The sequence below is a fragment of the Microcoleus sp. S13C4 genome (genome assembly GCF_036700865.1).
Taxonomy (GTDB): domain Bacteria; phylum Cyanobacteriota; class Cyanobacteriia; order Cyanobacteriales; family Microcoleaceae; genus Microcoleus.
In genome coordinates, this window is record NZ_JAUBPS010000012.1 from 1 (window position 1) to 22,628 (window position 22,628).

Annotated in this window: 19 protein-coding genes and 1 pseudogene; 6 read left to right on the plus strand and 14 right to left on the minus strand. The window is 47.8% G+C overall.

Annotated features, from left to right (window positions below):
- Positions 1 to 201 precede the first annotated feature (201 nt).
- Positions 202 to 1,560: an FAD-binding oxidoreductase gene (locus tag QT996_RS07380; RefSeq protein ID WP_333045547.1), complete on the plus strand. Its 1,359-nt coding sequence runs from the start codon at positions 202 to 204 to the stop codon at positions 1,558 to 1,560.
- A 117-nt stretch (positions 1,561 to 1,677) separates the two neighbouring features.
- Here the strand turns inward: QT996_RS07380 and QT996_RS07385 are convergent, their stop codons facing one another.
- From QT996_RS07385 to QT996_RS07415, 7 genes are all read right to left on the minus strand, one after another.
- Positions 1,678 to 2,064: a hypothetical protein gene (locus QT996_RS07385; RefSeq protein ID WP_333045548.1), complete on the minus strand. Its 387-nt coding sequence runs from the start codon at positions 2,062 to 2,064 to the stop codon at positions 1,678 to 1,680.
- Positions 2,065 to 2,421: 357 nt separating this feature from the next.
- The gene (locus tag QT996_RS07390) at positions 2,422 to 3,312 is read right to left on the minus strand and encodes an ABC transporter permease (RefSeq protein ID WP_333045641.1); all 891 of its coding nucleotides are present in this window, start codon (positions 3,310 to 3,312) and stop codon (positions 2,422 to 2,424) included.
- Between the two features lie 193 nt (positions 3,313 to 3,505).
- A complete protein-coding gene (locus QT996_RS07395; protein WP_333045549.1) occupies positions 3,506 to 3,745 on the minus strand; it encodes a DUF433 domain-containing protein in 240 nt (79 codons plus the stop codon).
- Positions 3,746 to 3,963: 218 nt separating this feature from the next.
- Entirely contained in the window at positions 3,964 to 4,986 is a 1,023-nt protein-coding gene (locus QT996_RS07400) for an ATP-binding cassette domain-containing protein (RefSeq protein WP_333045550.1), read from the minus strand.
- 583 nt (positions 4,987 to 5,569) lie between these two features.
- Positions 5,570 to 5,758, minus strand: coding sequence for a hypothetical protein (locus QT996_RS07405; protein ID WP_015175516.1), 189 nt, complete (start codon positions 5,756 to 5,758; stop codon positions 5,570 to 5,572).
- Positions 5,759 to 6,057: 299 nt separating this feature from the next.
- The gene (locus tag QT996_RS07410) at positions 6,058 to 6,981 is read right to left on the minus strand and encodes a histone deacetylase (RefSeq protein WP_333045551.1); all 924 of its coding nucleotides are present in this window, start codon (positions 6,979 to 6,981) and stop codon (positions 6,058 to 6,060) included.
- Positions 6,982 to 7,080: 99 nt separating this feature from the next.
- Complete coding sequence (locus QT996_RS07415; RefSeq protein ID WP_333045552.1) at positions 7,081 to 7,284, minus strand: hypothetical protein; 204 nt, start codon at positions 7,282 to 7,284, stop codon at positions 7,081 to 7,083.
- 93 nt (positions 7,285 to 7,377) lie between these two features.
- On the opposite strand from QT996_RS07415, the gene gyrA reads away from it, so the two are divergent.
- Both gyrA and QT996_RS07425 read left to right on the plus strand, forming a co-directional pair.
- Positions 7,378 to 10,092, plus strand: coding sequence for a DNA gyrase subunit A (gene gyrA / locus QT996_RS07420; protein ID WP_333045554.1), 2,715 nt, complete (start codon positions 7,378 to 7,380; stop codon positions 10,090 to 10,092).
- Positions 10,093 to 10,326: 234 nt separating this feature from the next.
- Positions 10,327 to 11,619 carry a ribonuclease D gene (locus QT996_RS07425; protein WP_333045555.1) on the plus strand — a complete coding sequence of 431 codons (1,293 nt, stop codon included), beginning with the start codon at positions 10,327 to 10,329 and terminating at the stop codon, positions 11,617 to 11,619.
- Between the two features lie 372 nt (positions 11,620 to 11,991).
- Here the strand turns inward: QT996_RS07425 and QT996_RS07430 are convergent, their stop codons facing one another.
- The 4 genes from QT996_RS07430 to QT996_RS07445 form a co-directional block, all read right to left on the minus strand.
- Positions 11,992 to 12,999, minus strand: coding sequence for an aldo/keto reductase (locus QT996_RS07430; protein WP_333045556.1), 1,008 nt, complete (start codon positions 12,997 to 12,999; stop codon positions 11,992 to 11,994).
- A 44-nt stretch (positions 13,000 to 13,043) separates the two neighbouring features.
- Positions 13,044 to 13,688, minus strand: coding sequence for a TMEM175 family protein (locus tag QT996_RS07435; protein ID WP_333045557.1), 645 nt, complete (start codon positions 13,686 to 13,688; stop codon positions 13,044 to 13,046).
- A gap of 74 nt (positions 13,689 to 13,762) precedes the next feature.
- Positions 13,763 to 14,815: an NAD(P)-dependent alcohol dehydrogenase gene (locus tag QT996_RS07440; RefSeq protein WP_333045558.1), complete on the minus strand. Its 1,053-nt coding sequence runs from the start codon at positions 14,813 to 14,815 to the stop codon at positions 13,763 to 13,765.
- Between the two features lie 149 nt (positions 14,816 to 14,964).
- Positions 14,965 to 15,672: an SDR family oxidoreductase gene (locus QT996_RS07445; RefSeq protein ID WP_333045642.1), complete on the minus strand. Its 708-nt coding sequence runs from the start codon at positions 15,670 to 15,672 to the stop codon at positions 14,965 to 14,967.
- Positions 15,673 to 16,096: 424 nt separating this feature from the next.
- On the opposite strand from QT996_RS07445, the gene QT996_RS07450 reads away from it, so the two are divergent.
- The 3 genes from QT996_RS07450 (at position 16,097) to QT996_RS07460 (ending at position 18,979) form a co-directional block, all read left to right on the plus strand.
- Positions 16,097 to 16,366, plus strand: a complete 270-nt coding sequence (locus QT996_RS07450; RefSeq protein ID WP_333045643.1) for an AraC family transcriptional regulator N-terminal domain-containing protein — start codon at positions 16,097 to 16,099, stop codon at positions 16,364 to 16,366.
- Positions 16,367 to 16,446: 80 nt separating this feature from the next.
- Complete coding sequence (locus QT996_RS07455) at positions 16,447 to 18,645, plus strand: ATP-binding protein (RefSeq protein WP_333045559.1); 2,199 nt, start codon at positions 16,447 to 16,449, stop codon at positions 18,643 to 18,645.
- An 85-nt stretch (positions 18,646 to 18,730) separates the two neighbouring features.
- Positions 18,731 to 18,979 carry an AraC family transcriptional regulator N-terminal domain-containing protein gene (locus QT996_RS07460; protein WP_333045560.1) on the plus strand — a complete coding sequence of 83 codons (249 nt, stop codon included), beginning with the start codon at positions 18,731 to 18,733 and terminating at the stop codon, positions 18,977 to 18,979.
- Between the two features lie 30 nt (positions 18,980 to 19,009).
- On the opposite strand, the pseudogene QT996_RS28605 reads toward QT996_RS07460, so the two are convergent.
- The 3 genes and pseudogenes from QT996_RS28605 to QT996_RS07480 all read right to left on the minus strand — a co-directional run bounded on the left by QT996_RS28605 (position 19,010) and on the right by QT996_RS07480 (position 22,451).
- Positions 19,010 to 20,200 (minus strand): annotated as a pseudogene (locus QT996_RS28605) (ISAzo13 family transposase).
- A gap of 567 nt (positions 20,201 to 20,767) precedes the next feature.
- Positions 20,768 to 21,700 (minus strand): methylated-DNA--[protein]-cysteine S-methyltransferase, encoded by a 933-nt coding sequence (locus QT996_RS07475; RefSeq protein WP_333045564.1) that lies wholly within the window; start codon positions 21,698 to 21,700, stop codon positions 20,768 to 20,770.
- 244 nt (positions 21,701 to 21,944) lie between these two features.
- Complete coding sequence (locus QT996_RS07480) at positions 21,945 to 22,451, minus strand: MogA/MoaB family molybdenum cofactor biosynthesis protein (protein WP_333045565.1); 507 nt, start codon at positions 22,449 to 22,451, stop codon at positions 21,945 to 21,947.
- Positions 22,452 to 22,628 lie beyond the last annotated feature (177 nt).

Here is a 22,628-nt window from a genome sequence, read left to right on the forward strand (position 1 = left end):
CAAATGCTAAAACTTCGTTGTGCTTACCTCAACGATCTCTTGGCCATTTGAGGCTTTTGCAAAACCGGGATGCTCCCGAACTTCTATGTGTAGGGTGCGCGAATAAGCACCTTACTGCGTAAAGAAAGATTGCAGTTAGTATTTTAGGTTACTAAGTTATGCTTTAAAAAATATATAATCCTGTCAGGATTGAGGAAACAAATGACTGCAACTGCGATTCAAAGTATTGACTGGGATGCTTTCTCGTCGGAACTCTCGGGAATTGAAATAATTAGCGATCGCGCGCAAGTTGTCAAGCTATCTCAAGACTATTATCACTTCAGTCCAATTTTACAACCTCTCTTAAGTGATAAAACAGGAGATTTAGTAGTTCGTCCCGCCAGCGAAGCCGAAGTTTTGCGGATTGCGGCAGCCTGCGTCAAATTCAAAATTCCGCTAACTGTCAGAGGCGCAGGAACGGGCAATTACGGGCAGTGCATTCCCCTCAAGGGCGGCGTCATTTTAGATACCACCAAAATGCACAGTATCCGCTGGATAAAACCGGGTTTAGCTTGCGTAGAACCAGGGGTGAAAATGTCGGTTTTCGACAAACAAGCGCGAGAAACTGGTTGGGAATTGCGGATGGTTCCCTCAACCTATCGCACCGCAACGATTGGGGGATTTATCGGCGGCGGTAGCGGGGGAATTGGTTCGATAACTTACGGGCAATTGCGCGATCGAGGAAATCTTCATGCCGTTCGAGTCGTTACAATGGAAGACGAGCCCCGCGTCATCGAATTGCGCGGCGATGAAGTGCAAAAAGTCAATCACGCTTACGGTACAAATGGGATTATTACTGAGTTAGAAATTCCCCTCGCCCCTGCTTATCCTTGGGCGGAAATCATCGTGGCTTTTGACGATTTTATGACATCGGCAAACTTCGGTCAAGCTTTGGGCGATGCTGACGGGATTATCAAAAAACTAATTTGTGTTTGTGCTTGGCCGATTCCTGCTTATTTTGCTGCTTTCCGGGATGCGATTCCTGAAGGTAAGCACTGCGCTTTGTTAATGGTAGCTGAATCTTGTCTGGAACCGCTGCAAGATTTGGTGCGCGAATATGGTGGCACAATTTGCTATCAAAAAGACGTGCAAGCAGCGAGCAAAGGTGCAGCTATTGCTGAATTTACTTGGAATCATACAACTCTGCACGCTCGCAGCGCTGACCCCTCTCTGACTTATTTGCAGACGATTTTTCCCCCAGATAAAGGTTTGAAATTGATTGAGGAACTGTACAATTATTATGGGGATGAGGTGATGATGCACTTGGAGTTTTTGCGGATTAATGGCAGGGCGATCGCTGCGGCTTTGCAAATAGTTCGCTACACTACGGAATCACGCCTCAATGAAATTATTCGCTATCACGAAGAGCAAGGCGCAATGATTGCTAATCCTCACACTTATATATTGGAAGATGGAGGGATGAAAAGTATAAATGTGGAACAGTTGCAGTTTAAAGAGTTGGTCGATCCTTACGGTTTGCTTAATCCGGGTAAAATGCGGGCGTGGTTGGAACGGGATTAAGGGCGATGGTTTTTAGATAAGATTCGGATCTTGAAATCGCTGCTAGACAAACGAAGTCCGCCTAAGCGCTGGCTTCGCTCACGCGGACTGAGAAATGAGCAAACAGCAGTTGTAAATTTAAGGGACGGGGGCGGTAATTTCTGCTGGTGCGATCGCCGGTGAAGGCACTGCTTGGTCTGGTTTTTGCAGCATAAGGCGCTGTTTGTTCCGAAATTCTGCGGCCGCATCGTTCAAATTTTTGCGCTGTTCGCTATTAAATTCTTCCATGCTGCGGCCGCCTCCCAAATTGGAGCGGTGAATTAAATCAAATATTCCGCTGCCGCTGCTGCGGCCGGAAAATGGGTCGGTATTGTCTTGAGTTTGAAAGTCTTGCAGCGGTTGGGCATTATTTAAACCGCTGGCTTGAGCAAAGCTTGCTTGAGGGGAGAACAGAGCACAGGATGCGATCGCGCTTGCAGCAATCCCAATGATCAATTTGCCCGATTTAAAAGTTTTGGTGTTCATAATTTATTAGTGGAACTTTCAAAAAAACAATTCTATCTAAACAATATTCTGACTTGTGACTAAATATTATATTACTTCGCTGGGGCTAACGACACGGCATTGCCCTTCCTCTTGTCCACAACCAGCCTGGAAGCATTGAAAAATCTCGCTTTGAGCCGAGACCAGATCCCCCTAAATCCCCCTTAAGAAGGGGGACTTTGACCGCCTCTTGTCCCCCCCTTTTTAAGGGGGGTGACGGGGGCTCTGGGCCTAATCGCCAAACAGCAGTCTCTGAGTAGGTTTGAAGTTAAGTTGACACGACCAAAGGCACGGCGCCGTGTCCTAGAATTGACGGTGCTAGTGAAACGATCGCCCTAACTAAGCAAATCGGCGTCGCAGCAGCGGTTGAATGCTCAGCAGCGCTACGACATCAAAGGCTAGCAATACTAACAGCGATCCTCCAAAGGTGACAGTACCCCAAGGAGCGTGCATAACGACACTTGCTAGCGACCAATCGCTGTGCAGGTATAAGTAGCGGATGGGTTCGATCGCATAACTCAGAGGATTGAGAGTCACCACAACTTGCAGCCACTCTGGCATAAATGACAGCGGCGCGAGGGCTGTGCTGGCAAATAACAGCGGCAAGTTAGTAACAAAAATTACCGCTATTAATTCTACGTGGCCGGGGAGAGCGAAGGCTAAACCCAGACTCAAGCCGGTGACGCCCAAAACTAACAGTAGGACAATTAGGGCGATCGCCCCTAGTCCGGCAATTCCGGGGAAGCCCGCGCCCAAAAACGCCCCCGCTGTAACGATTGTGCCGGTTTGGATAAAACTGAGGGTGACTATAAAAATAGCCGAAGCTAGGACGATCGAAAATCTCGAAGCCAACGGCGCGACTAACAAGCGGTTGAGAAATCCGAACTCGCGATCGAACATAATCGGCAAACCAGCATTCAGCGCCCCGGCAAAGGCTGTAAAAACGATTACACCAGCGCCGAGAAATTGTCCGTAATTCTGGCTTTCGCCGAACAAGCCGGCGGGTGCATTTTCAAACAGAGCTCCGAACAAAACCAACCACATCAGGGGCTGAATAATGCCTGCAACTAGCGTGGAGGGGCGGCGCTGCAATTGAATAAACAGGCGCTTGGTTAAGGCGAGTGTTTCTTGGATGAAGTCGCCCAGCAGGGAACTGGAAGTGTCAGCGGATGCTGTGGAGAGTGGCCGCTGCTGGTTGAGGTTGTTGGGGGATGTAACAGTACCGCTCATAATTGCTTGTTGATTAAATCTCACTATCTTTACAGTAGCAAGTCTGGAGGTATTGGTGGTGTTGGGCGGGCGATCGTCACAAGCCAGCAGATGAGGTTATATAGTCATTATGATAAATTCTACATAGCTGGGAATCTTCGATCAAGACATGGCAGAAACACCGATCGCTCTATATCGACAAGGCAACGCTAATTCACCTAGAATGGATAATGTCCGGTTGAATGCTAGACAAACGCTGACGGACTGAATCTGCTAATTGCTCGCGATAATTGAGATAAGCTTCTACTGATTCTTGGTGTGGGATATAATAGCCGATCGCACTATAGACATCCGACAATGACACAGTTGAATAACGCTGCACAATTGATTCCGGCGACGCACCATCCTGAAAAGCTCTAATCACCAACTCCAGCAAAACTCTTGAGTTTCCCACCCGAACAGCACCTGTTGCATCTTCTCGGAAAGGAGGCGCTTCAACTTCTAAAACAAGATTTATTTATTAATATCGCCCAAAATTACGAGCGTATTTTTTCACTCTCCTCTTAAGATTATATAGCAGAAGGAAGAAGGTTTTCTCTTCCTTCTTCCCTCTTCCTTATATCCGTTACATCCGTTACAAAATCCGTTGCCGAACTTCCCTCTTCCCTCAAATTACGATCGCATCGCCTGTTTTTGCTCCGCCTTCAAATCGCGGTTGCTAGCAGCAGCCAACTCAGCATCCAACAGCGTCTTACCAGTCGCAGCCAAATACACATCATCCAAACTCGGCCGAGATTGAGCAATCCCAAAAGTAGGCAATCCCGCATTTTTCAAAGCTTGCTGAATAGTCACCAGCGCATCGCTTTGCGGTGTTACTACTAAATTGAGAGAATTTCCTTGAGCGGTATTGACAATTACTTCCTGCACAAAAGGCAGACATTGCATCAGAGTTTTAGCTTTTTCGGCTTCTTCCATCGGCGAAAACTCCCGAATCCGCAGAGTCACCCGATCGCCCCCAACCCGATTTTTCAACTCCTCCGGCGTGCCCTGTGCAATCACCGTACCCTTGTCAATAATCGCCACGCGATCGGCCAAAGCGTCAACTTCTTCGAGATAATGGCTGGTAATCAAAACCGTAGTACCTTCCTCCCGCAAGCGCCGCAGGAAATCCCACACAACCACCCGGCTTTCAATATCGAGCCCGACAGTCGGTTCGTCTAACACCAAAACATCCGGCTGGTGAAGCAACCCAGCAGCCAAGTCAAGGCGTTTGCGGATACCGCCGGAATAAGTGCCGGTCTTTTTATTTTCCCACTCCTCCAAACCGAGGAGTTGCACCATTTTGTCAATCCGCCCTTTAATCGTATTGCGCGGCAAATGGTAAAGCGCTGCTTGCAGTTGCAGGAGTTCCCGCCCCGTCAGCACCTTATCAAGAGCCACTTCTTGGGCGACGTAGCCTAGTCTTTGTCTGGCAATTCTCGGCTGACTGACAGCAGAAATGCCAGACACTTCAATGCGTCCGCTATCGGGCGCACTCAAAGTACAAAGTACCCGCAGGGTTGTGGTTTTGCCTGCACCGTTGGGGCCTAGCAAACCAAATATTTCCCCCGGTTCTACCTTGAAGGAAACATCTTTAACGGCTTCTACAGTGCCGTAGCGTTTCTGAAGATTTTCAATTAAAACGGCGGGAGCCATATATTTTGGGGATGAACTGGTTGTTAATATTTTGACACTTCCGGGCTCAAATTGCCGGAATGGTCGATCGACTAATGCGACTCGGTGTGCTTGTACGATCGCACACTCCTCCTCAACCGGAAACTGCTTCTAGTTTTGATTCTTCATGCCTGTTTAAAAAATATTAACTTTATAGCGGTTCTCAACCCTGATGTTTATCAGTTTTCCCAATCTCCAATCTCCAATCTTACCTCCAAAAAATTATGAGTTTTGAGTTAATTATAACTTCTCAGTTAGTAACTCAAAACTCACAATTGTTCAACAAGTAGAGATGCACCCGAAACCTGTTATTTTATAATTATCTCTACCTATAGGCTGATTTGGAGCGAGATTTTGATAATTAACACCCTGGTCAAACCCATTACACTTTCGAGCCAACTATTAAACACAAAAAACTTCCCGCAGTGGCAAGTTCTACTTTTAACCAGTTCCCGAAACAATGTAACTGTAGGCCAGTGATCTCAACCCCGATAGTTATCAGTAATTACCAATTCTTTAATCGAAAATGGTACTAACTCCCCTACAGGGAGCCGCTGCCATGTCTTTAATCGACAATTTTTACCCAACCGCGGCGAACGTTGTACAGCAGTCGGTTGATGATGGCATACTCATCTTCATTCAGTGTTCTTTCTAAGAGTGCAGATCTGAGCTGTCTCCGGTCGTGGCGAGTCACGACGCTGGAGAACATGACCTGACCAAATAACTCTTCGAGTGTCATTTGGGATACTGACATGATAAACCTCCTACTTGATTGAGACAGATAAAATTTTAACAGGCTTGTTGTATTTGTATTATGCACTCTGGGAGTGACTCCAAAGGCGATCGAACACATTGACACGGTGTGATTTTTTGGTTAAAAATCTGTGACCAAGACTGTGCTGCCCAGTGACTTAGATCTCTTAAATTTGTGATGCTTGTCACTAAAGTCAGAAGTCAGAGGGAAAAAGACCTTCAAGCACGATCGCCCTCAACAACTCTCCATGCCGTCCTCAGAGCTTCTCAACCTTATTTTTCCCTATCCCAATTTTCCAGCTAATTGAGGCATCGGTCAATCGTCGCCACAACCGACTCGGCCAACTCTTTCAGCGCGTAACCCCCCTCCAAACCAAAGGCGATGCGACGGGTGAGTTGCAGGCAGTATCCGGTGAAAGTACCAAAATCTGACGGCATCAGAGTCATACTCGCCAGAGGATCGGACGCAGTAGCGTCATAACCGGCGCTGACTATCAACAAATCCGGTTCAAATTTGGACAAAAAAGGCATCACAAGAGATTCAAAGGCGCTCAGGTATTCAGCTATGCCGCCGCCCGGATACAGGGGAATGTTCAGCACGTTCTCGTAGAGACCGCGCTCCTCGGCATCTCCAGTTCCCGGATAGCACGGAGATTGGTGCAGAGAACAGTAGGCAATTTGGCGGCAGTTTTCCACCAAAGATTGAGTACCGTTGCCGTGGTGTACGTCCCAGTCGAGGACGGCGACGCGGTTGATTCCTGGCTGTTCCAGGGCGTAGTGAGCAGCGATCGCAGCATTGGAAAACAAGCAAAAACCCATCGCGCGGGCGTTTTCGGCGTGGTGTCCCGGCGGCCTGGCCAGCACAAAAGCCGGTTCCCCCGCAGCCACCACTCGATCGACCCCATCGAGCCAAGCACTCGCCGCTAGCAGCGCTACGTCGTAACTTTCCGCAGAAATCGGCGTATCACCGTCGAGGTAGCCGCCTCCCCGATGAGCCAAATGTTGGACTTCTTTGATGTATCTTTGCGAGTGAACTTTTTTGATAGCCGAGAACAGTGTTTGTTCGCGCTGCGCCACTGGGGTGGGCAGTTGCCACTCAATTTGAGCCGCCCAAGGAGCAGCTTTCAGAGCGTTGGCGATCGCTGTTAAACGTTCTGGTCGCTCTGGGTGAAGCATTCCAGTCTTGTGCAGCAAGAAATCTTCGGAGTAGATGACGGGTAGCATCGGCTAATTTTAGATTTTAGATTTTAGATTTTAGATTTTTAGTTTGCTTTAAGAAGGCCTGCGGTTTTGTGAAATTAAAATTGCGATCGGGCAACCATTTTAATTTTTTATATAGCCCTCAAAAAAACTCACCAAAGCATGAAACCCGACCGCATAAAAAAACCTTTCTAGCTTTTGCCAACCGCTGACCAAATCACCAACTGACAAATTATCAATTGTCCTTGTTTCGTCCCTTAATTTTTCTGGCCACTTTCCCATAAAGTCCAAGGCAAATTGTGATATAATTTCAGGAGTAATTTGCAATATTTGGCAGCTCTACTGAATCCAAACCGATTTTATCGCATTTTTGAGATTTATAGCGGTCAAATTTAAATTTTTAACGGAGTTTTTCAACCTATGAGCACCTCTGAGTCGCGGATAATCCCGACGGATCTGGGTAATGAGATGTCGCGATCGTACTTGGAATACGCCATGAGCGTAATTGTCGGTCGGGCGCTACCAGATGCCAGGGACGGTCTCAAGCCCGTTCACCGACGCATTCTCTACGCCATGAACGAATTGGGCTTGACTCCCGATCGACCTTTCCGCAAATGCGCCCGCGTCGTGGGGGAGGTGCTGGGCAAGTATCACCCGCACGGAGATACAGCGGTTTACGACGCCCTGGTGCGGATGGCTCAGGATTTCTCCATGCGGGAACGCCTGATCAACGGCCACGGCAACTTTGGCTCCGTTGACAACGACCCGCCCGCTGCCATGCGGTACACCGAATGTCGCCTGACAGCTTTGACTAGCGACTCCATGCTGCGCGACATCGACTCGGAAACAGTTGATTTCGGCGACAACTTCGACGGTTCCCAGCAAGAACCCCTCGTACTCCCCGCACGCATCCCCCAAATTTTGCTCAACGGTTCCTCCGGGATTGCTGTAGGGATGGCAACCAACATTCCGCCGCACAATTTAGGGGAAATAATTGACGGTTTAGTAGCACTAATTCACAATCCAGCAATTACTGACCTGGAATTGATGCAGTACATCCCCGGCCCGGACTTTCCCACGGGAGGGCAAATTCTGGGCAGAGGCGGCATTCGCGATGCTTACACCACCGGTCGCGGTTCGATTACAATGCGCGGAGTCGCCGGCATTGAAACCATCGAACATCCCGGCCGCCCCGACAAAGAAGCAATTATTATCACCGAATTGCCTTACCAAACAAACAAGGCAGCCCTAATTGAGAAAATTGCCGAACTTGTCAACGACAAAAGATTAGATGGAATTTCCGACATTCGCGACGAAAGCGATAGAGACGGAATGCGGATCGTGATCGAACTCAAGCGCGACGCCTATCCCCGCGTCGTCCTCAACAACCTCTACAAACAAACACCGCTCCAATCCAACTTTGGAGCTAATATGTTAGCGCTAGTAAACGGGGAACCCCAACTACTTACGCTCTCCCAATTCCTCAATGTCTTCCTGGATTTCCGCATTGAGACAATTACTCGCCGGACTCAATATGAGCTCCGCAAAGCAGAAGAACGCGACCACCTTCTGCAAGGCTTATTAATTGCCCTAGACAACTTAGATGCAATTATCCACCTAATTCGCGCCGCTGCCGACTCCGCAGCAGCCAAACAGGAATTGATGGATAATTACGGTCTTTCGGAACAGCAATCCGACGCAATTCTGCAAATGCAGCTCCGGCGTTTGACAGCATTAGAAGCGCAAAAAATTCAGCAAGAACACGAAGAATTGCGAGCTAAAATCACCGATTTGGAAGATATCTTAGCGCGCCGGGAACGCATCTTAGAAATCGCCGAATTTGAAGCAGTCGAAATCCAAACCAAAATCGCCACTCCTAGACGCAGCGTCATCGAACACGCCGAAGGAGAAATTGATGAAAGAGATTTAATTGCCAACGAACAAGCAATTATTCTGATCACAGAGCAAGGCTACATCAAGCGGATGCCGGTCAGCACTTTCGAGGCCCAAAGTCGCGCTACTCGCGGCAAAGCAGGCGCCAAAATGAAAGAAGACGACGGAGTAGAACATTTCCTTTCCTGCTGCGATCATGACAGCGTTTTGTTCTTCAGCGACAGGGGCGTAGTTTACTCTGTCAAAGCTTATCAAATTCCCATCTGTTCCCGGACTGCCCGCGGCACTCCCGTGGTGCAACTGCTGCCGATTCCTATAGAAGAAAAAATCACTTCTATGGTGTCAGTCACAGAATTCACCAGCGAAGAATACTTGGTGATGCTGACTCGCAGCGGCTACATTAAGAAAACCGCACTTTCAGCTTTTGGCAACATCCGCACTAATGGATTAATCGCGATTTCTCTAGAAGAAGGCGACCAACTGCGCTGGGTGCGGAGAGCAAAAGTGGGTGACAGCATCATCATCGGTACGCGCCAAGGCATGGCAATTCATTTCCGCACCAATCACGAACAGTTGCGCCCAGTGGGCCGCGCGACGCGGGGGGTAAAATCAATGAAATTGCGATCGGGCGATGAGTTGATTAGCATGGACATTTTGCCCAGTTCAATTGTTGCCGAAATTGCTGAATTGGAAACTGAAGAGTCGGAATTTGAGGGAGCTAATATTGCTCAATCAGAAACGGGCGAAGCGGAATTTGAAGGGGCAGAAATGGCTGAATTGGAAACAGAAGATGTGGAATTGGAAGACGAAGAATTAGAACTGCAAGCCGAGGAAATTGAAGGCGAAAATGCCGAAGAAATTCCTACAGTTAGCAGCGAAGTTCCTTCGGTGTTGGTAATCACCACCAACGGCTATGGCAAGCGAGTTCCAGTTTCTCAATTCCGCCTACAAAGACGGGCTGGTAAGGGATTGACCGCTACTAAATTCAAGTCGAAAAAGGGTAAGGATCAGGTGGCTGCCCTGCGAATTGTCAACGAAGATGACGAATTGATGATTATTACCAACCGAGGTATTATTATCCGTCAGGCTGTGAGTGCAATTTCTACTCAATCGCGCACAGCAACGGGTGTGCGGGTGCAGCGGTTAGATGAGGATGATTCGATCGTAGCTGTGGCTTTGGTGCCGGCTGCGGGTGAGGAATCTGCCGAAGAATCGGCATCTGAGGAAGCCGTAGAAGAGTAAAAGTTAATGGTTTGTAGGGTGCGCTTCGGTGCACCTTACTGCTGTTGAAGGTTCAAAGTGCGATCGTCTATTCCCGGTTTCTGCCTCCAAGACTGGTCAATATTTAATACTAATTATGAAAAAATACCTCTAGGGACAAGGCATTGCCGTGTCCTTAATGCGATCGTTGACAATCGATCCGATAATTGCCATAGCATAATATAAGCATAAATTTAATAGCCAAAGTCTGTAAAAATGCCTTATTTAACAGCACAAAATGACATCACAGCACTCATCGCTAAATTTGCCCAAGCTAAAATCCTGTGGGTGGATACAGAAATCGCTGACTATAAATCCAACCCCAGATTATCTCTGATTCAGGTGTTAGCTGACTCCACAGATTCGAGTGGAGATGCCACTTTTCTACTAGATGTCTTGGATCAATCTGAATTGGCAAAAAATTTCATCAACCAAATCATGGTCAATCCAAATATTGAAAAAGTCTTACACAACGCCAGCTATGACATCAGATTTCTGGGCAATGACGACGCTCAAAATGTCACTTGCACATTGAAAATGGTGAGAAAGATTCCCACTTACATCCTGCCATTACCTAATCGACAACTCAAAACTTTAATAGAAACACTTTGCGGCATTGTTTATGTCGATAAAACAGAACAAAGCGGCGATTGGGCCAAACGTCCCCTGACTCAGAAGCAGCTAGAATATGCCAAGATGGATGCGGTTTATTTAGCTAAAGTGCATCGCCGCCTGCTAGAAATCCTTGCCCAATGTTACCCTGAACCCGCAACGGAAAACTTGACAGCATTGGATGAAAAATATCAGGAAATAGAATCTAAGTGGAAGCCGCTAGATTCAGAAATCGCTGAACTTAAAGAAAGATTTAAAGCAGGGATGATGGCCCAAAAGCTCAAAGATAGTTATTATTTTCAGCTTTCCAGTTCAATAATGATGAAAGTTGATTTCATGACACTGGCAAGAGTGACGCAAACTCAGGGAATTGAGTTGAATTTTCCGGTGACACTGACGAAAGAAATTCAAAAACAGTTAGGCCAACTCATCGCTGATCCATCTTTGGAACTTGAGGAGATTGCTAGTTGGCGGTTGAATTCCAACTTACAGCAGCGGCGAAAATCTACTAAAAAAATTGCGCCGGAACCGGAGAGTGAGGATTTAACAGCATTGGGGGAAAGGTACAAAGAAATTTTGCCTGAATGGAAGTTGCTGGATTCAGAATTTGAGCATCTGAAAGAGCGCATTAAAAAAGCAATGTTGGTGCAAAATCCGGAAAATACTCCCCATTTTAAGTTATCCAGTTCCTCGATTTTGAAGGTAGATTTTGCTAGATTGGCAAAACTTGCAGTATCTGTGGGAGTTGAGTTAGATTTGATGGTGACGCTGACTCAATACATCCAAAAGCGGTTAGGGGAAGCGATTAACAAAATTGATGTGCAAATTGAGTATATTACGAGTTGGCGAATGACGGCTAAAACTGTGGAAGATGAAGATGAGGAAATTCCGTTTTAACTAACGTCTGTTTTGGTTAAGCAGAAGGAGGCAAAACCCAATCTAACCCAAGAGAGTGCTTCTTAGGTTGATGGCAATAGCCAATTAAACCACACAAAACATTCGCACAGAGGCGTTGCTTACTCAGGGTATGAAAAAATCAGTTTAAAATCCAGAAACTGTGTCGAAAATGGTTTCTATGACTTGCATATTTTGCCTTGCATACCGTAAATCAGCAACGCCTATTTTCCTTTTATTCGGATCTTAATCAAGTCTTGTTCATCACTGACCTTTTCCATCTACTCGTCGATATTGCCACAGCAGTCGTTGGTCTCGCGTATGTAGTCTGCTACGGTGACCGTAATGTCAACGAGAGAACGTATTATTCGCCCCTCAGCGACCGGTCATTTGCTCCAACTTTTCGGGATACCGAGCGCCTTGTACTGTGATTTTGGCCGCGGCATCATCAATGTCACGCAGATCGGCGGGCGTGAGTTCGACTGAAACTGCCCCGATGTTTTCGTCCAAGCGATGCAGCTTTGTCGTACCTGGAATGGGTACGATCCACGGCTTCTGGGCCAGCAGCCAAGCAAGCGCGATCTGAGCTGGTGTTGCCTGCTTCCGTTCTGCAATACTGCCGAGCCGATCGATCAGGGCTTGATTCGCCTTGAGTGCCTCTGGTGTGAAGCGAGGCAGGGTGCTGCGAAAGTCGGAGCTGTCAAAGGTCGCGTTTTCGTCGATCTTGCCCGTGAGGAAGCCTTTGCCTAGCGGGCTGTACGGGACAAGTCCGATGCCAAGTTCCTCAAGGGTCGGTATCACTTCCGCTTCAGGCTTTGTCCACCACAGCGAGTATTCGCTCTGAAGAGCCGTGACTGGCACAACGGCATGGGCGCGACGGATCGTTTGCACTCCTGCTTCAGAAAGTCCAAAGTGCTTCACTTTACCTTCCTGAATCAGTTCCTTCACTGCTCCGGCCACGTCTTCGATCGGCACGTTCGGATCAACCCGGTGCTGATAGAGCAAGTCGATCGCTTCCACCTTGAGCCGCTTGAGCGACCCCTCCACGGCTTCCTTGATATGCTCCGGTCGACTATTCAGTCCAGGTGAACCTTTCATGCCGCGAGGATCGGAATTCGGACTGATGTCGAACCCAAATTTGGTGGCGATCACCACTTGGTTGCGGAAGGGAGCGAGGGCTTCACCCACAAGCTCTTCGTTTAAGTACGGGCCGTAGACTTCGGCAGTGTCAAAGAATGTTATTCCGCGATCGACCGCAGCCCCCAAAAGAGCAGTCATCTCCTGTTTGTCTTTGGGCGGGCCATAGGAAAAGCTCATTCCCATGCAGCCCAGGCCGATCGCCGAGACTTCTAAGTTGCTGTTTCCAAGTTTGCGCGTTTGCATTGTTTTTCTCCATTAATGTGGAATTGATATCGCTCTCGTCGTTGTCAGTCGTTTTCGCTGCGATCGCTGCTCACAGTGGGGTCGCCGATGCGGGACGGGGCGCTCTCGTGACCCCAGCGAGGCCAGAGATAGAAGACGTTGAGGAGGACGAAGATCAGCAGCGCCAGCCAGGGCACGACCAGCGCGACTACGGTAGCGATCGCGTAAACGCTCGGACCGATGAGAAAGTGCCGATTGATTTTCCGTATCTTTGTTGCTGTGAGGTGGGTACTAATCAACCGATTCCCACGAGCCGCGTACCGCCACATGGCGTTGACGAAGATACCAATTACGGTCAGAATCCCACCGTAGAAAGCGGCGGCAATTGGCTCGTCCGTTCCTCGGTGAAACGCTTCGGCTAGTACGGCGGTTGGGAACGGCAGGAATGCGATCAGCATCAGGTGGAGGACGTTAAGCAGCAACAGCATTCCATCCACGCGGACGATGTGTTTAAACATGGCGTGGTGGTTGATCCAGATTGCGCCGATCACCAGGAAGCTGACTACGTAGGCGAGGTAGGACGGCCAGAGTCCGAGGAGTTCTGCGCCGAGCGCCGTACCGGGGGGAGGCACTTTGATTTCGAGTATGAGCAGGGTGATGGCGATCGCGAATACGCCGTCGCTAAATGCCTCCAAACGGGTGGTCTCCACACTCACCTCCTCTGCGAGTAACGATTACCAAGTTTGCGCTTCTGCATGATTAGTCCTTCGAGATTCCACCTCGGTTATGCAGATTTCAGAGATGCCATATCAATACAGAAGCGATATTTCACATCAGACTTGAGCAGTCGCTCGTAGGCTTCGTTGACCTTCTGGATGGGAATGACTTCGACATCGGCGGTGATGTTATGTTCGCCGCAGAAGTCGAGCATCTCCTGGGTTTCGGCGATGCCGCCGATGTTAGAGCCGGAGAGACTGCGGCGGCCCATGATCAGGCTGAATGCCGCGACCTCCAGGGGCTTCTCAGGTACACCGACAAGGGTGATGTTGCCGTCGAGGCGAAGCAGGTTGAGATAGGCGTTGATGTCATGATTGGCGGAGACGGTATCGAGAATGAAATCGAAGCTGCCAGCGTGCTGCTGCATCTCGTCGGCATTGCGGGAGACTACCACTTCGTGGGCACCGAGGCGGAGCGCATCTTCCGTCTTACCGGGTGAAGTGGTGAAGACGACGACATGAGCGCCGAAGGCACGAGCGAACTTCACGCCCATGTGTCCCAATCCTCCCAGACCGACCACGCCAACTTTCTTGCCCTCGGTGACTCCCCAGTGGCGCAGGGGCGAATAGGTTGTGATCCCGGCGCAGAGGAGCGGCGCAACCCCGGCGAGATCGAGGTTGGTGGGAACTCGCAGAACGAAGCGTTCATCGACGACGATGCTATCGGAGTAACCACCATAAGTGACGCCTCCCAAGTGCTTGTCTGGGGAGTTGTAGGTGAGGGTCAGGGAAGGGCAGAACTGTTCAAGGTTAGCTTTGCACTGGGGACAGGTTCCATCCGAATCAACCATGCAGCCGACTCCTGCCAGATCACCAGGCTTGTACTTCGTCACTGCCGAGCCAACCTGGGTGATACGTCCCACCATCTCATGACCGGGAACGATCGGGTAGACCGTGCCGCCGCCCCACTCGTTTCGCACCATGTGAAGATCGGAATGGCAGATGCCGCAAAAGAGGATTTCGATTTGAACGTCATGTTCGGTTAGATCGCGCCGTGCGATCGTGTCAGATGCCAGTTGTGATGTTGCGCTAGCTGCGGAATAAGCTTTGGCGTTGTACATGAATTGATGCTCCTAGTTGTTTACATTTGGTGTCTGCTACTGCTGTCGCTGACCTGCGATATGAGTCATCGCCCTTGGCGGTGAAGGTAGCGATCGCGACAATGCTTTGTTGGGGTGCGTTTAGGGTTCGATCGTGTTGGCGACGAACATCACTGCACCGTTTGACCGCCGTCCATGACCAGGGCGTGCCCAACGACGAAGGCAGCCGTGTCTGAGCACAGCCAGACGACGGCTGCAGCGATCTCCTCGGGCTTGCCCATCCGTCCGATCGGCTCCTCCGCGATCACCTTCGCACGCCCTTCGTCCGTGCCGCCGGTGAAGCGACCCATCATTGGGGTGTCGATGTAGCCGGGACAGACGGCATTGACGCGGATGTTCTGCGACGCATAGTCGAGCGCCGCCGACTTGGTGAGTCCGATCACGCCGTGTTTTGCGGCGGTGTATGCGGCTCCGCCCTTGATGCCTATGACACCAGCACCCGATGATGTGTTCACGATCGCGCCACCCCCTTGCTTGAGCATCAGCGGGATTTCGTGCTTCAGGCACAGAAAAACGCCGCGCAGGTTGATGTCTACGATCCGATCCCACTCTTCCGCTTCGATTTCCGCTGTTGCTGCATTTTTCTGCTCTACACCAGCGTTATTAAAAGCAAAGTCCAATCGCCCGAAGGTCTCGATGGTCTTGTCCAGAGCCGCTTTCCCGTCCTCGGCTTGCGTTACGTTGCACTTGACGGCGATCGCTCGTCCGCCCTGTTCTTCGATCATGCGTGCCGTTTCTTGATTGCCTTGTTCCGAAACGTCGGCGACCACGACGTTAGCGCCCTCACGAGCAAACGCCAGCGCAGTAGCTCGACCAATGCCGTCGCCTCAAATAGGGGGTCAATGCGAACAGTGCCGGTAAAATACTCAGCCGGTCCTTTGACGGAAGGTTGTGAGCCACTTCTTTTGATGTCCATTTCTTAATTCCTTTGGCTACCCCAATCATAGAGATTGAGCACTTAGGGCTAGCTCTATAAATAGGGATGGATTTTTTAAGAAGCAAGGTTAGCCTTGATGCCTTTTGGTTGTCAGTAGGCGAATCTCTTGCTCAATCAAACCTGCGTTTTCTCTTTAACAAAAATCCCGACGCTTGCAATTCGCCGGCATCATTTTTTATTGCTTTAGCTTCATTCTAGGAAGCTTCAAGGGGAAGCAATAGGACGATCGTCTAAGATTGTTGTACAATCCTGCAAACTTATAAATAAACGCTGCCAAACCTAGTGAAAAGCCCGATATGGAGTTAATGAACGACCAGCAGGCCAAGCGCGAGGCAGACAGAGCGCAAGCCCACAGAGACGAACTGACCCAGCGGATTGCCCAGGCTATTCGTCATGATGGGACGATTGAGCCGCTGAAAGGATTGCACTTCAACCGCGCCTCCTTACCTTCGGAATGCGTTCATAGTGTCTCTATCCCTGCCTTTTGTGTCATTGCTCAGGGCAGTAAAGAAGTCCTTCTGGGCAGCGATCGCGCCTGCCCTAATTTCCATTGCCTACTCTCTACTCCCCGGTGATTTAGCCATCTGCATCGAAAAGACACAATAGAGTGGGAATTCTAAAAGGGAGCTGTACCTCAACACTTATCCTGGTAATTATGAACCCAACAAATGGCTCTTCTCCGAGACTGGCGCTTCCCTTAAGGCTGGTTCTGATTGTTCCCTTCGTTCTGCAAGTTTTTGGAGCGGTAGGTCTTGTTGGCTATCTATCGTTCCGGAATGGACAGAAAGCAGTCAATAATTTAGCCAATCAGTTGATGGAACGAACTGGCAGCACCGTGAACCAACACTTGAGTGCCTATCTATCCATTCCACACAAGATCAGCCAGCTCAATGCAGATGCTGTGCGGATGGGGTTGCTAGATGTGCGCGATCGCCAAAAAGTGGGTCAGTATTTCTGGCGGCAAATGCAAGCATTTGATGCAAATAACATCAGCTATCTGGGCATTGGTTTGAAATCGGGGGAAGGCGTTGGGACTGGGCGCTACGACGGTAAAACCATCACGCTGGATGATTGGGGTCCGAGACCACCGAAAAATTGGTATAGCTATGCCTTAGATGACCAAGGGAAGCGCACTCGAGTTCTCGCAGTGTTGGATTGGGACAATTTCGCGCAACCTTGGTATAACAATCCAATCAAGGCGAATAAGCCTGTGTGGTCGCAGATTTATACGGTCGATTATCCAAACTCGGTCTACATTACCATCGCAGCGGCTCGTCCGCTGTATGATTCAGAAAATCAACTGTTAGGGATGATCAGCACTGATATTTCACTCTTATCCCTGAGTGATTTTTTACGGAATTTAGAAGTGAGTCGTGCGGGGCAGGTGTTTTTGCTGGAACGGGATGGCACATTGATTGCTAGCTCTGATAAAGAGCCATTTTATATCCGCCGGAATAAGGATATTCAGCGATTGAAGGCGATTGACAGTCCAAATTCGCTCGTGCGGGAAACCGCGAAATCTCTCCAACAACACTTCAATCATTTTCAGCACATCGACGCAACCCAAAAATTGAAGCTTGACGTGCAGGGAGAAACTCATTACGTGCAGGTGTCTCCCTGGCGCGATACCTATGGTTTGGATTGGTTAGTCGTGATGAGTGTGCCAGAACGAGTATTTATGGCAGAAATCGATGCCAACACCCGTCTCACCTTTTTGCTCTCACTGGCAGCATTGATTGGAGCATCGGTACTGGGGGTGTTCACAGCACGTTGGATTACTAATCCCATTGAACGGCTCAATCAGGCAAGTAAAGCCATAGCATCTGGCAACTTAGACCAAAGGGTAGAAGTGAGTAGCATTCAAGAAGTTGATACGCTGGCTCATTCCTTTAACTACATGGCAAATCAATTGCGCGAATCCTTTCAAGCACTAGAGAAAAGTAATGAAGAATTGGAAGAGCGGGTAGAACTTCGCACTGTTGAACTGAAGAACACGCTGAACGAATTGCAACGCACTCAAGCCCAAATGGTTCAGAGTGAGAAGATGTCTAGTTTGGGACAACTCGTTGCCGGAGTTGCCCATGAAATTAATAATCCAGTGAATTTCATTCATGGCAATTTGACCCATGCTCAGGAATATACTCAGGCTCTATTAGAGTTTGTACAGCTTTATCAGCAGCACTATCCCAATCCAGTACCCGCAATTCAAATCGCAGCCGAGGACATCGATCTGGAGTTTGTGCAGGAAGATCTGCCGAAAACGCTAGCATCGATGCGCGTCGGCACCGAGCGCATTCGCCAGATTGTGCTGTCCCTACGTAACTTCTCCCGTATGGATGAAGCCGAGCTCAAACCTGTCAATATCCATGAGGGGCTCGATAGCACCTTGATGATTTTGCAGCACCGCCTCAAAGCACAAACTGATCGCCCTGCAATTGAGGTAGTGAAGGATTACGGCGATCTTCCCCTGGTGGAATGCTACGCTGGGCAATTGAATCAGGTATTTATGAATATCCTCACGAATGCGATCGATGCTTTGGAAGAAGGCAACGCTCAGCGTTCCTCTGAGGCGATTCGGGCAAATCCGAACCGGATTACAATTAGCACTGCCATTGCAGCAGAGTGGGCACAGATTGTGATCGAGGATAATGGTGAAGGCATTCCCACCCACGTCCAACCGTACATTTTTAATCCCTTCCTCACCACCAAGCCGATCGGCAAGGGAACTGGGATGGGACTAGCTATCAGTTATCAAATCATCACTGAGAAACATAGTGGCAAATTAGAGTGTTATTCAACGCCAGGTAAGGATACCAAGTTTGTGATTCAAATTCCGATCGTGAGTACCTGTTAGCCCAATTTTAGCCATTTGAGGGCTAGAACTGGTTGCCCAAAAGGAGTAAGGGTAGCAAAATAGAGATCAAGCTAACCGAGAGGAATTGACGGAGTGCATTACCCAAGCAATTCGTCATGATGGGACGATTGAGCCACTGAAAGGATTGCACTTCAACCGCACCTCTTCGCCTTCTGAATGCCTTCATAGTGTCTCTATCCCTGCCTTTTGTGCGATCGCTCAGGGTAGCAAAGAAGTTCTTCTGGGCAGCGATCGCGCTTCTGTACGATCCGATACATTCTCTGCTTGCTACGATCAAACTGCCGATTGCCAGCCAAATTCAGGAAGCCTCTAAGGACTGAAAAATAAATAACTTGATGAAGTATTAAGTTTGAGGTACGGCTCTATAGTTCCCTTTTGGCAAGTATTCATCAAAAATAATTTGCATAGTTTTTTTAAAGTTATCAGCTACCTTTTGACCAATTTTATAGACTTTATTAAGCACATTTGCAACTACAGAGAGCCCGGTTTTAGTGTGAGTTTTTTCTACCAGGTATTTGACTAATTCTATATTAGTAAAAATTACTCCTTGGCAAGCTCTCGTAACATGAGTAAAGAGTCGATGTTCGATGGGATTATATTTAGATGTATAAGGAGGGTAATGGGCAATCCTTATCTCAATTCCGATTTCATTAACTAACTTTTGTAAATTTTCTTTAAAGATATAATAATTAGCATTGTTACTACCTCCACCATCACACCTTGCTACAATTGAAGTGGCATTCGGGTAGATAAATTTTCCATGATTATTCCACCAATTTTTCAGAGATTCACAAGCAAATCCACTTGTATCTTTACTGTTGCCTAATGTTATATATAGCAATCCGATCTGAGTCTCACAACACAACGCCCTCTTGTCTTCCTAGACTTCTTGTATAGCAAGACTTTCAGATTTTACAGATCTAGAAAATCACTTAGGATTGCTATATCCTCGATTTTCTTGAGCATCATAAATCCCATGTGGAATTACTTTTCCGTGACCTAAGCTCCAAAAATCATGATCGAAAGTAGTGACAGGCTCGGTTGTATAGAGAGCTCCCGGACGATATAAATTCCCTAAAACTTCTTTTTTTTTGTATCAAAACGGTTGGATGGGATTAGCCGCCTCTCTATACTCTGTATCGAGTATAGCAATATTTTCAAATTGAGCATTACCATTTTTATTAATTCCTGTTGTCTGTTTCTTTTGTGCTCTTCGCTTCACATATCCATGTTTCTTTAGGAGTTGTCCTACTAGAGAAAGACTCACACAAAATCCGGCGTTTTTCAGTCCGACAGCTATTTCTTTATACGTCAAATTAGTCCATTTAATTAGCTCATTCATTGGGTCTCCCGCTGTCTGGAATTTTAAGACTTCTAAAAAGGCTTCATCAATACCGCTCCTGGTAGCTAAAATACTTTTTCTTCCTCCTCCTTTTTTTCTGACCCTTAAATTATTAATAGTCGTTTCATTCATTATTTCTAAATCTTTAATTCCCTGGACAATAGTATTTCGACTGCATCCGCAAAGTTTCATTATATAGCTAATTCCACCTCATCCCAATTTTTGAGCCTCTATTCCTGCATACCTTCTTTTATCTTTCTCTGATAAAGAGTTATAAAATTTCTTCATTTATGACTCAATTGAACTAGAATAAAACATTGGTTTTGCGGTAAAATAGGGTACTGTAATAACAATACTCCGGACAGTGTTTATATGACCCAATGGCTTATCCTCGCTTGACTTCGCAGCCCCTGTGGATAATTAAATCAATGTCAGCTCCACCCCTGACTTATATTTAATTCGACTTTTTTAGGATCCTTGCCCCGCGTAAGCTTGTAGTATCGTTCCAAAAACTGTCCGGAGTATTGTAATAAAAAAACTGTTGCAAGTTGCTCTCAGTTTTGGTAAAGTAAGCGATCTAGCCTTGTTCTTCATTATATTTGATAATTCATCAAGTTATTGATTTTTCATTCCTTAATAACAGATGATCGTAAGGTGTTGAAGATCATTACTTCGGGGGAAGTGATTGAAGTCGGAGGTTCTTAAAAGTTCGCTGGGCGACGCAGCACAAGAACGCCTATGCACCCGATCGCACAGAGGTTATTTGTTGGGTTCGGAGGTAGTTTGCGGCGGGTGATTGAGACCGTTTGATCGCTCTATTCCGGCGAGGGTGGTTCCGCAGATTGTACGGCTAGCTTCCCAACCTAACATGACTGTTTTACGCTCTACTCCCCAGCCATAGCCACCGAGTTCTCCAGATTCTCGAATGACTCGGTGACATGGAATTAGATAGCCGATCGGATTTTTACCGATCGCATTTCCTACAGCTCTAGCAGCAGTTGGGCGTGCTACCATTTGAGCTATGGTCTGATAGGTGGCGATCGCGCCAAATGGCAATTTCAAAAGTGCTCGCCAAACTTGAATCTGAAAGTTGGTGCCTTTTAGCAAGAGCGTTAGTGGTTTTTGAGCGTTGAGAGTTTCTGAAGTGAAAATCCGGTCACGCAATGATAGAGTGGCTTGCTCATCGCGGATAATTTCAGCGTTTTTCCATGCCAATCGCAGTCTTTGTGCAGCGGTTTGTTCGTCTGTTGTCTCCAAGAAATAAAGATTACAAATACCACGGGCCGTTGTAGCAATTAGTGATTTACCAAAAGGGGTATCATGAATACCATAGCGAATTTGTAAACCTGCTCCGCCTGCTTTGAACTCCCCTGGTGACATTGCTTCCAAGGTGACAAATAAATCGTGTAGTCGTCCGGGACTCGATAGTCTTACGTCCAATGTTAGATCTAGAAGGCTTTTAGTCTGAGTGATTTTTGACTTGGCATATTCAACTGTCAGATATTGCAAAAACCGCTTGGGGCTAATGCCGGCCCATTGAGTAAATAGCCGCTGAAAATGATATTCACTCAGTCCTATGTGTTGGGCCACAGTTGCCAGATTGGGCTGGTTTAGGTGGTGTTGTCGCATAAAGGCGATCGCCCGAGCAATCCGGTGATAATCTTCGCTAGCATAGACACTCGCATTCTGCATCGAAATCATCTAGTCTAAATCAAGGGAATTTTCATGTTTCCTTACTTTAGCCATAGAGTCGGCTCAAAGCCACCCGTTTCTTGCGGTGAATGCAGTCAGTCGATTTTAGATTGAAGAAAGCGACATCCTTGCTAAACCTGGGGGCTTGCGATGAGGCTTCAAAGCTTTTTTCTTGCTCCACGGATGCCTCGGGCGACTTGTAACTAAATTTCTTTCGGTCAATCAATTAACCGAACTTTGGCCCTCACCCTCCGCGCAACTGCGTCACCAAGTGAACTAATTCAGGTAAAATTAGCTTTTCCACAGCTAGTTTTACACCATTGCTAGAGCCCGGAAGGGAAAAGACTAACTTGCCTTGATACACGCCTGCAACGGCCCGAGAGGCGATCGCCCTTGAACCAATTTCTTGATAGCTCAAAAACCGAAATATCTCACCAAATCCCGGTAAAATCCTGTCTAGCAAACTCTCCATCACATCATAAGTCGTATCTCGCGGAGCGATGCCCGTGCCGCCGTTAAAAATGATTGCATCCACATCTTCACGCTGGGAAAACGCCTGCATTTGCAATACAATTTTGGCCGCATCATCTTTAACAACAGTGTAAGCTACCACAGAGTGACCCGCATCTTTTAGCAGCTTCTTAGTTAACAAGCCACTATTGTCTGTTTCAGCCGAGCGCGTGTCGCTAACAGTAATGATAGCGCAATTTACGGTTATTGTAGATAAGTCGGGGTGAGGAATTTGCGTCATATAACAGATGTTGAAGGAAAAAGAAAGAAGCAAAAAGGAAGAGGGAATCAGGAAAAGGGAAGAGGGAAGAAGTCAATTAGTTAGTTGTAATATATTGGTTATTAGTTATTATCAAATAACTAATAACCAATAACCAATAACCAATAACCAATGCCCCATGCTCCATGCCCCATGCCC

Excerpts from the sequence above, each read along its gene's own strand:
- QT996_RS07380 (WP_333045547.1), top strand. The coding sequence starts at position 202 with ATGACTGCAACTGCGATTCAAAGTATTGACTGGGATGCTTTCTCGTCG.
- QT996_RS07385 (WP_333045548.1), bottom strand. The coding sequence starts at position 2,064 with ATGAACACCAAAACTTTTAAATCGGGCAAATTGATCATTGGGATTGCT.
- QT996_RS07390 (WP_333045641.1), bottom strand. The coding sequence starts at position 3,312 with ATGAGCGGTACTGTTACATCCCCCAACAACCTCAACCAGCAGCGGCCA.
- QT996_RS07400 (WP_333045550.1), bottom strand. The coding sequence starts at position 4,986 with ATGGCTCCCGCCGTTTTAATTGAAAATCTTCAGAAACGCTACGGCACT.
- QT996_RS07405 (WP_015175516.1), bottom strand. The coding sequence starts at position 5,758 with ATGTCAGTATCCCAAATGACACTCGAAGAGTTATTTGGTCAGGTCATG.
- QT996_RS07410 (WP_333045551.1), bottom strand. The coding sequence starts at position 6,981 with ATGCTACCCGTCATCTACTCCGAAGATTTCTTGCTGCACAAGACTGGA.
- gyrA (WP_333045554.1), top strand. The coding sequence starts at position 7,378 with ATGAGCACCTCTGAGTCGCGGATAATCCCGACGGATCTGGGTAATGAG.
- QT996_RS07425 (WP_333045555.1), top strand. The coding sequence starts at position 10,327 with ATGCCTTATTTAACAGCACAAAATGACATCACAGCACTCATCGCTAAA.
- QT996_RS07430 (WP_333045556.1), bottom strand. The coding sequence starts at position 12,999 with ATGCAAACGCGCAAACTTGGAAACAGCAACTTAGAAGTCTCGGCGATC.
- QT996_RS07440 (WP_333045558.1), bottom strand. The coding sequence starts at position 14,815 with ATGTACAACGCCAAAGCTTATTCCGCAGCTAGCGCAACATCACAACTG.
- QT996_RS07450 (WP_333045643.1), top strand. The coding sequence starts at position 16,097 with ATGAACGACCAGCAGGCCAAGCGCGAGGCAGACAGAGCGCAAGCCCAC.
- QT996_RS07455 (WP_333045559.1), top strand. The coding sequence starts at position 16,447 with ATGAACCCAACAAATGGCTCTTCTCCGAGACTGGCGCTTCCCTTAAGG.
- QT996_RS07475 (WP_333045564.1), bottom strand. The coding sequence starts at position 21,700 with ATGCAGAATGCGAGTGTCTATGCTAGCGAAGATTATCACCGGATTGCT.
- QT996_RS07480 (WP_333045565.1), bottom strand. The coding sequence starts at position 22,451 with ATGACGCAAATTCCTCACCCCGACTTATCTACAATAACCGTAAATTGC.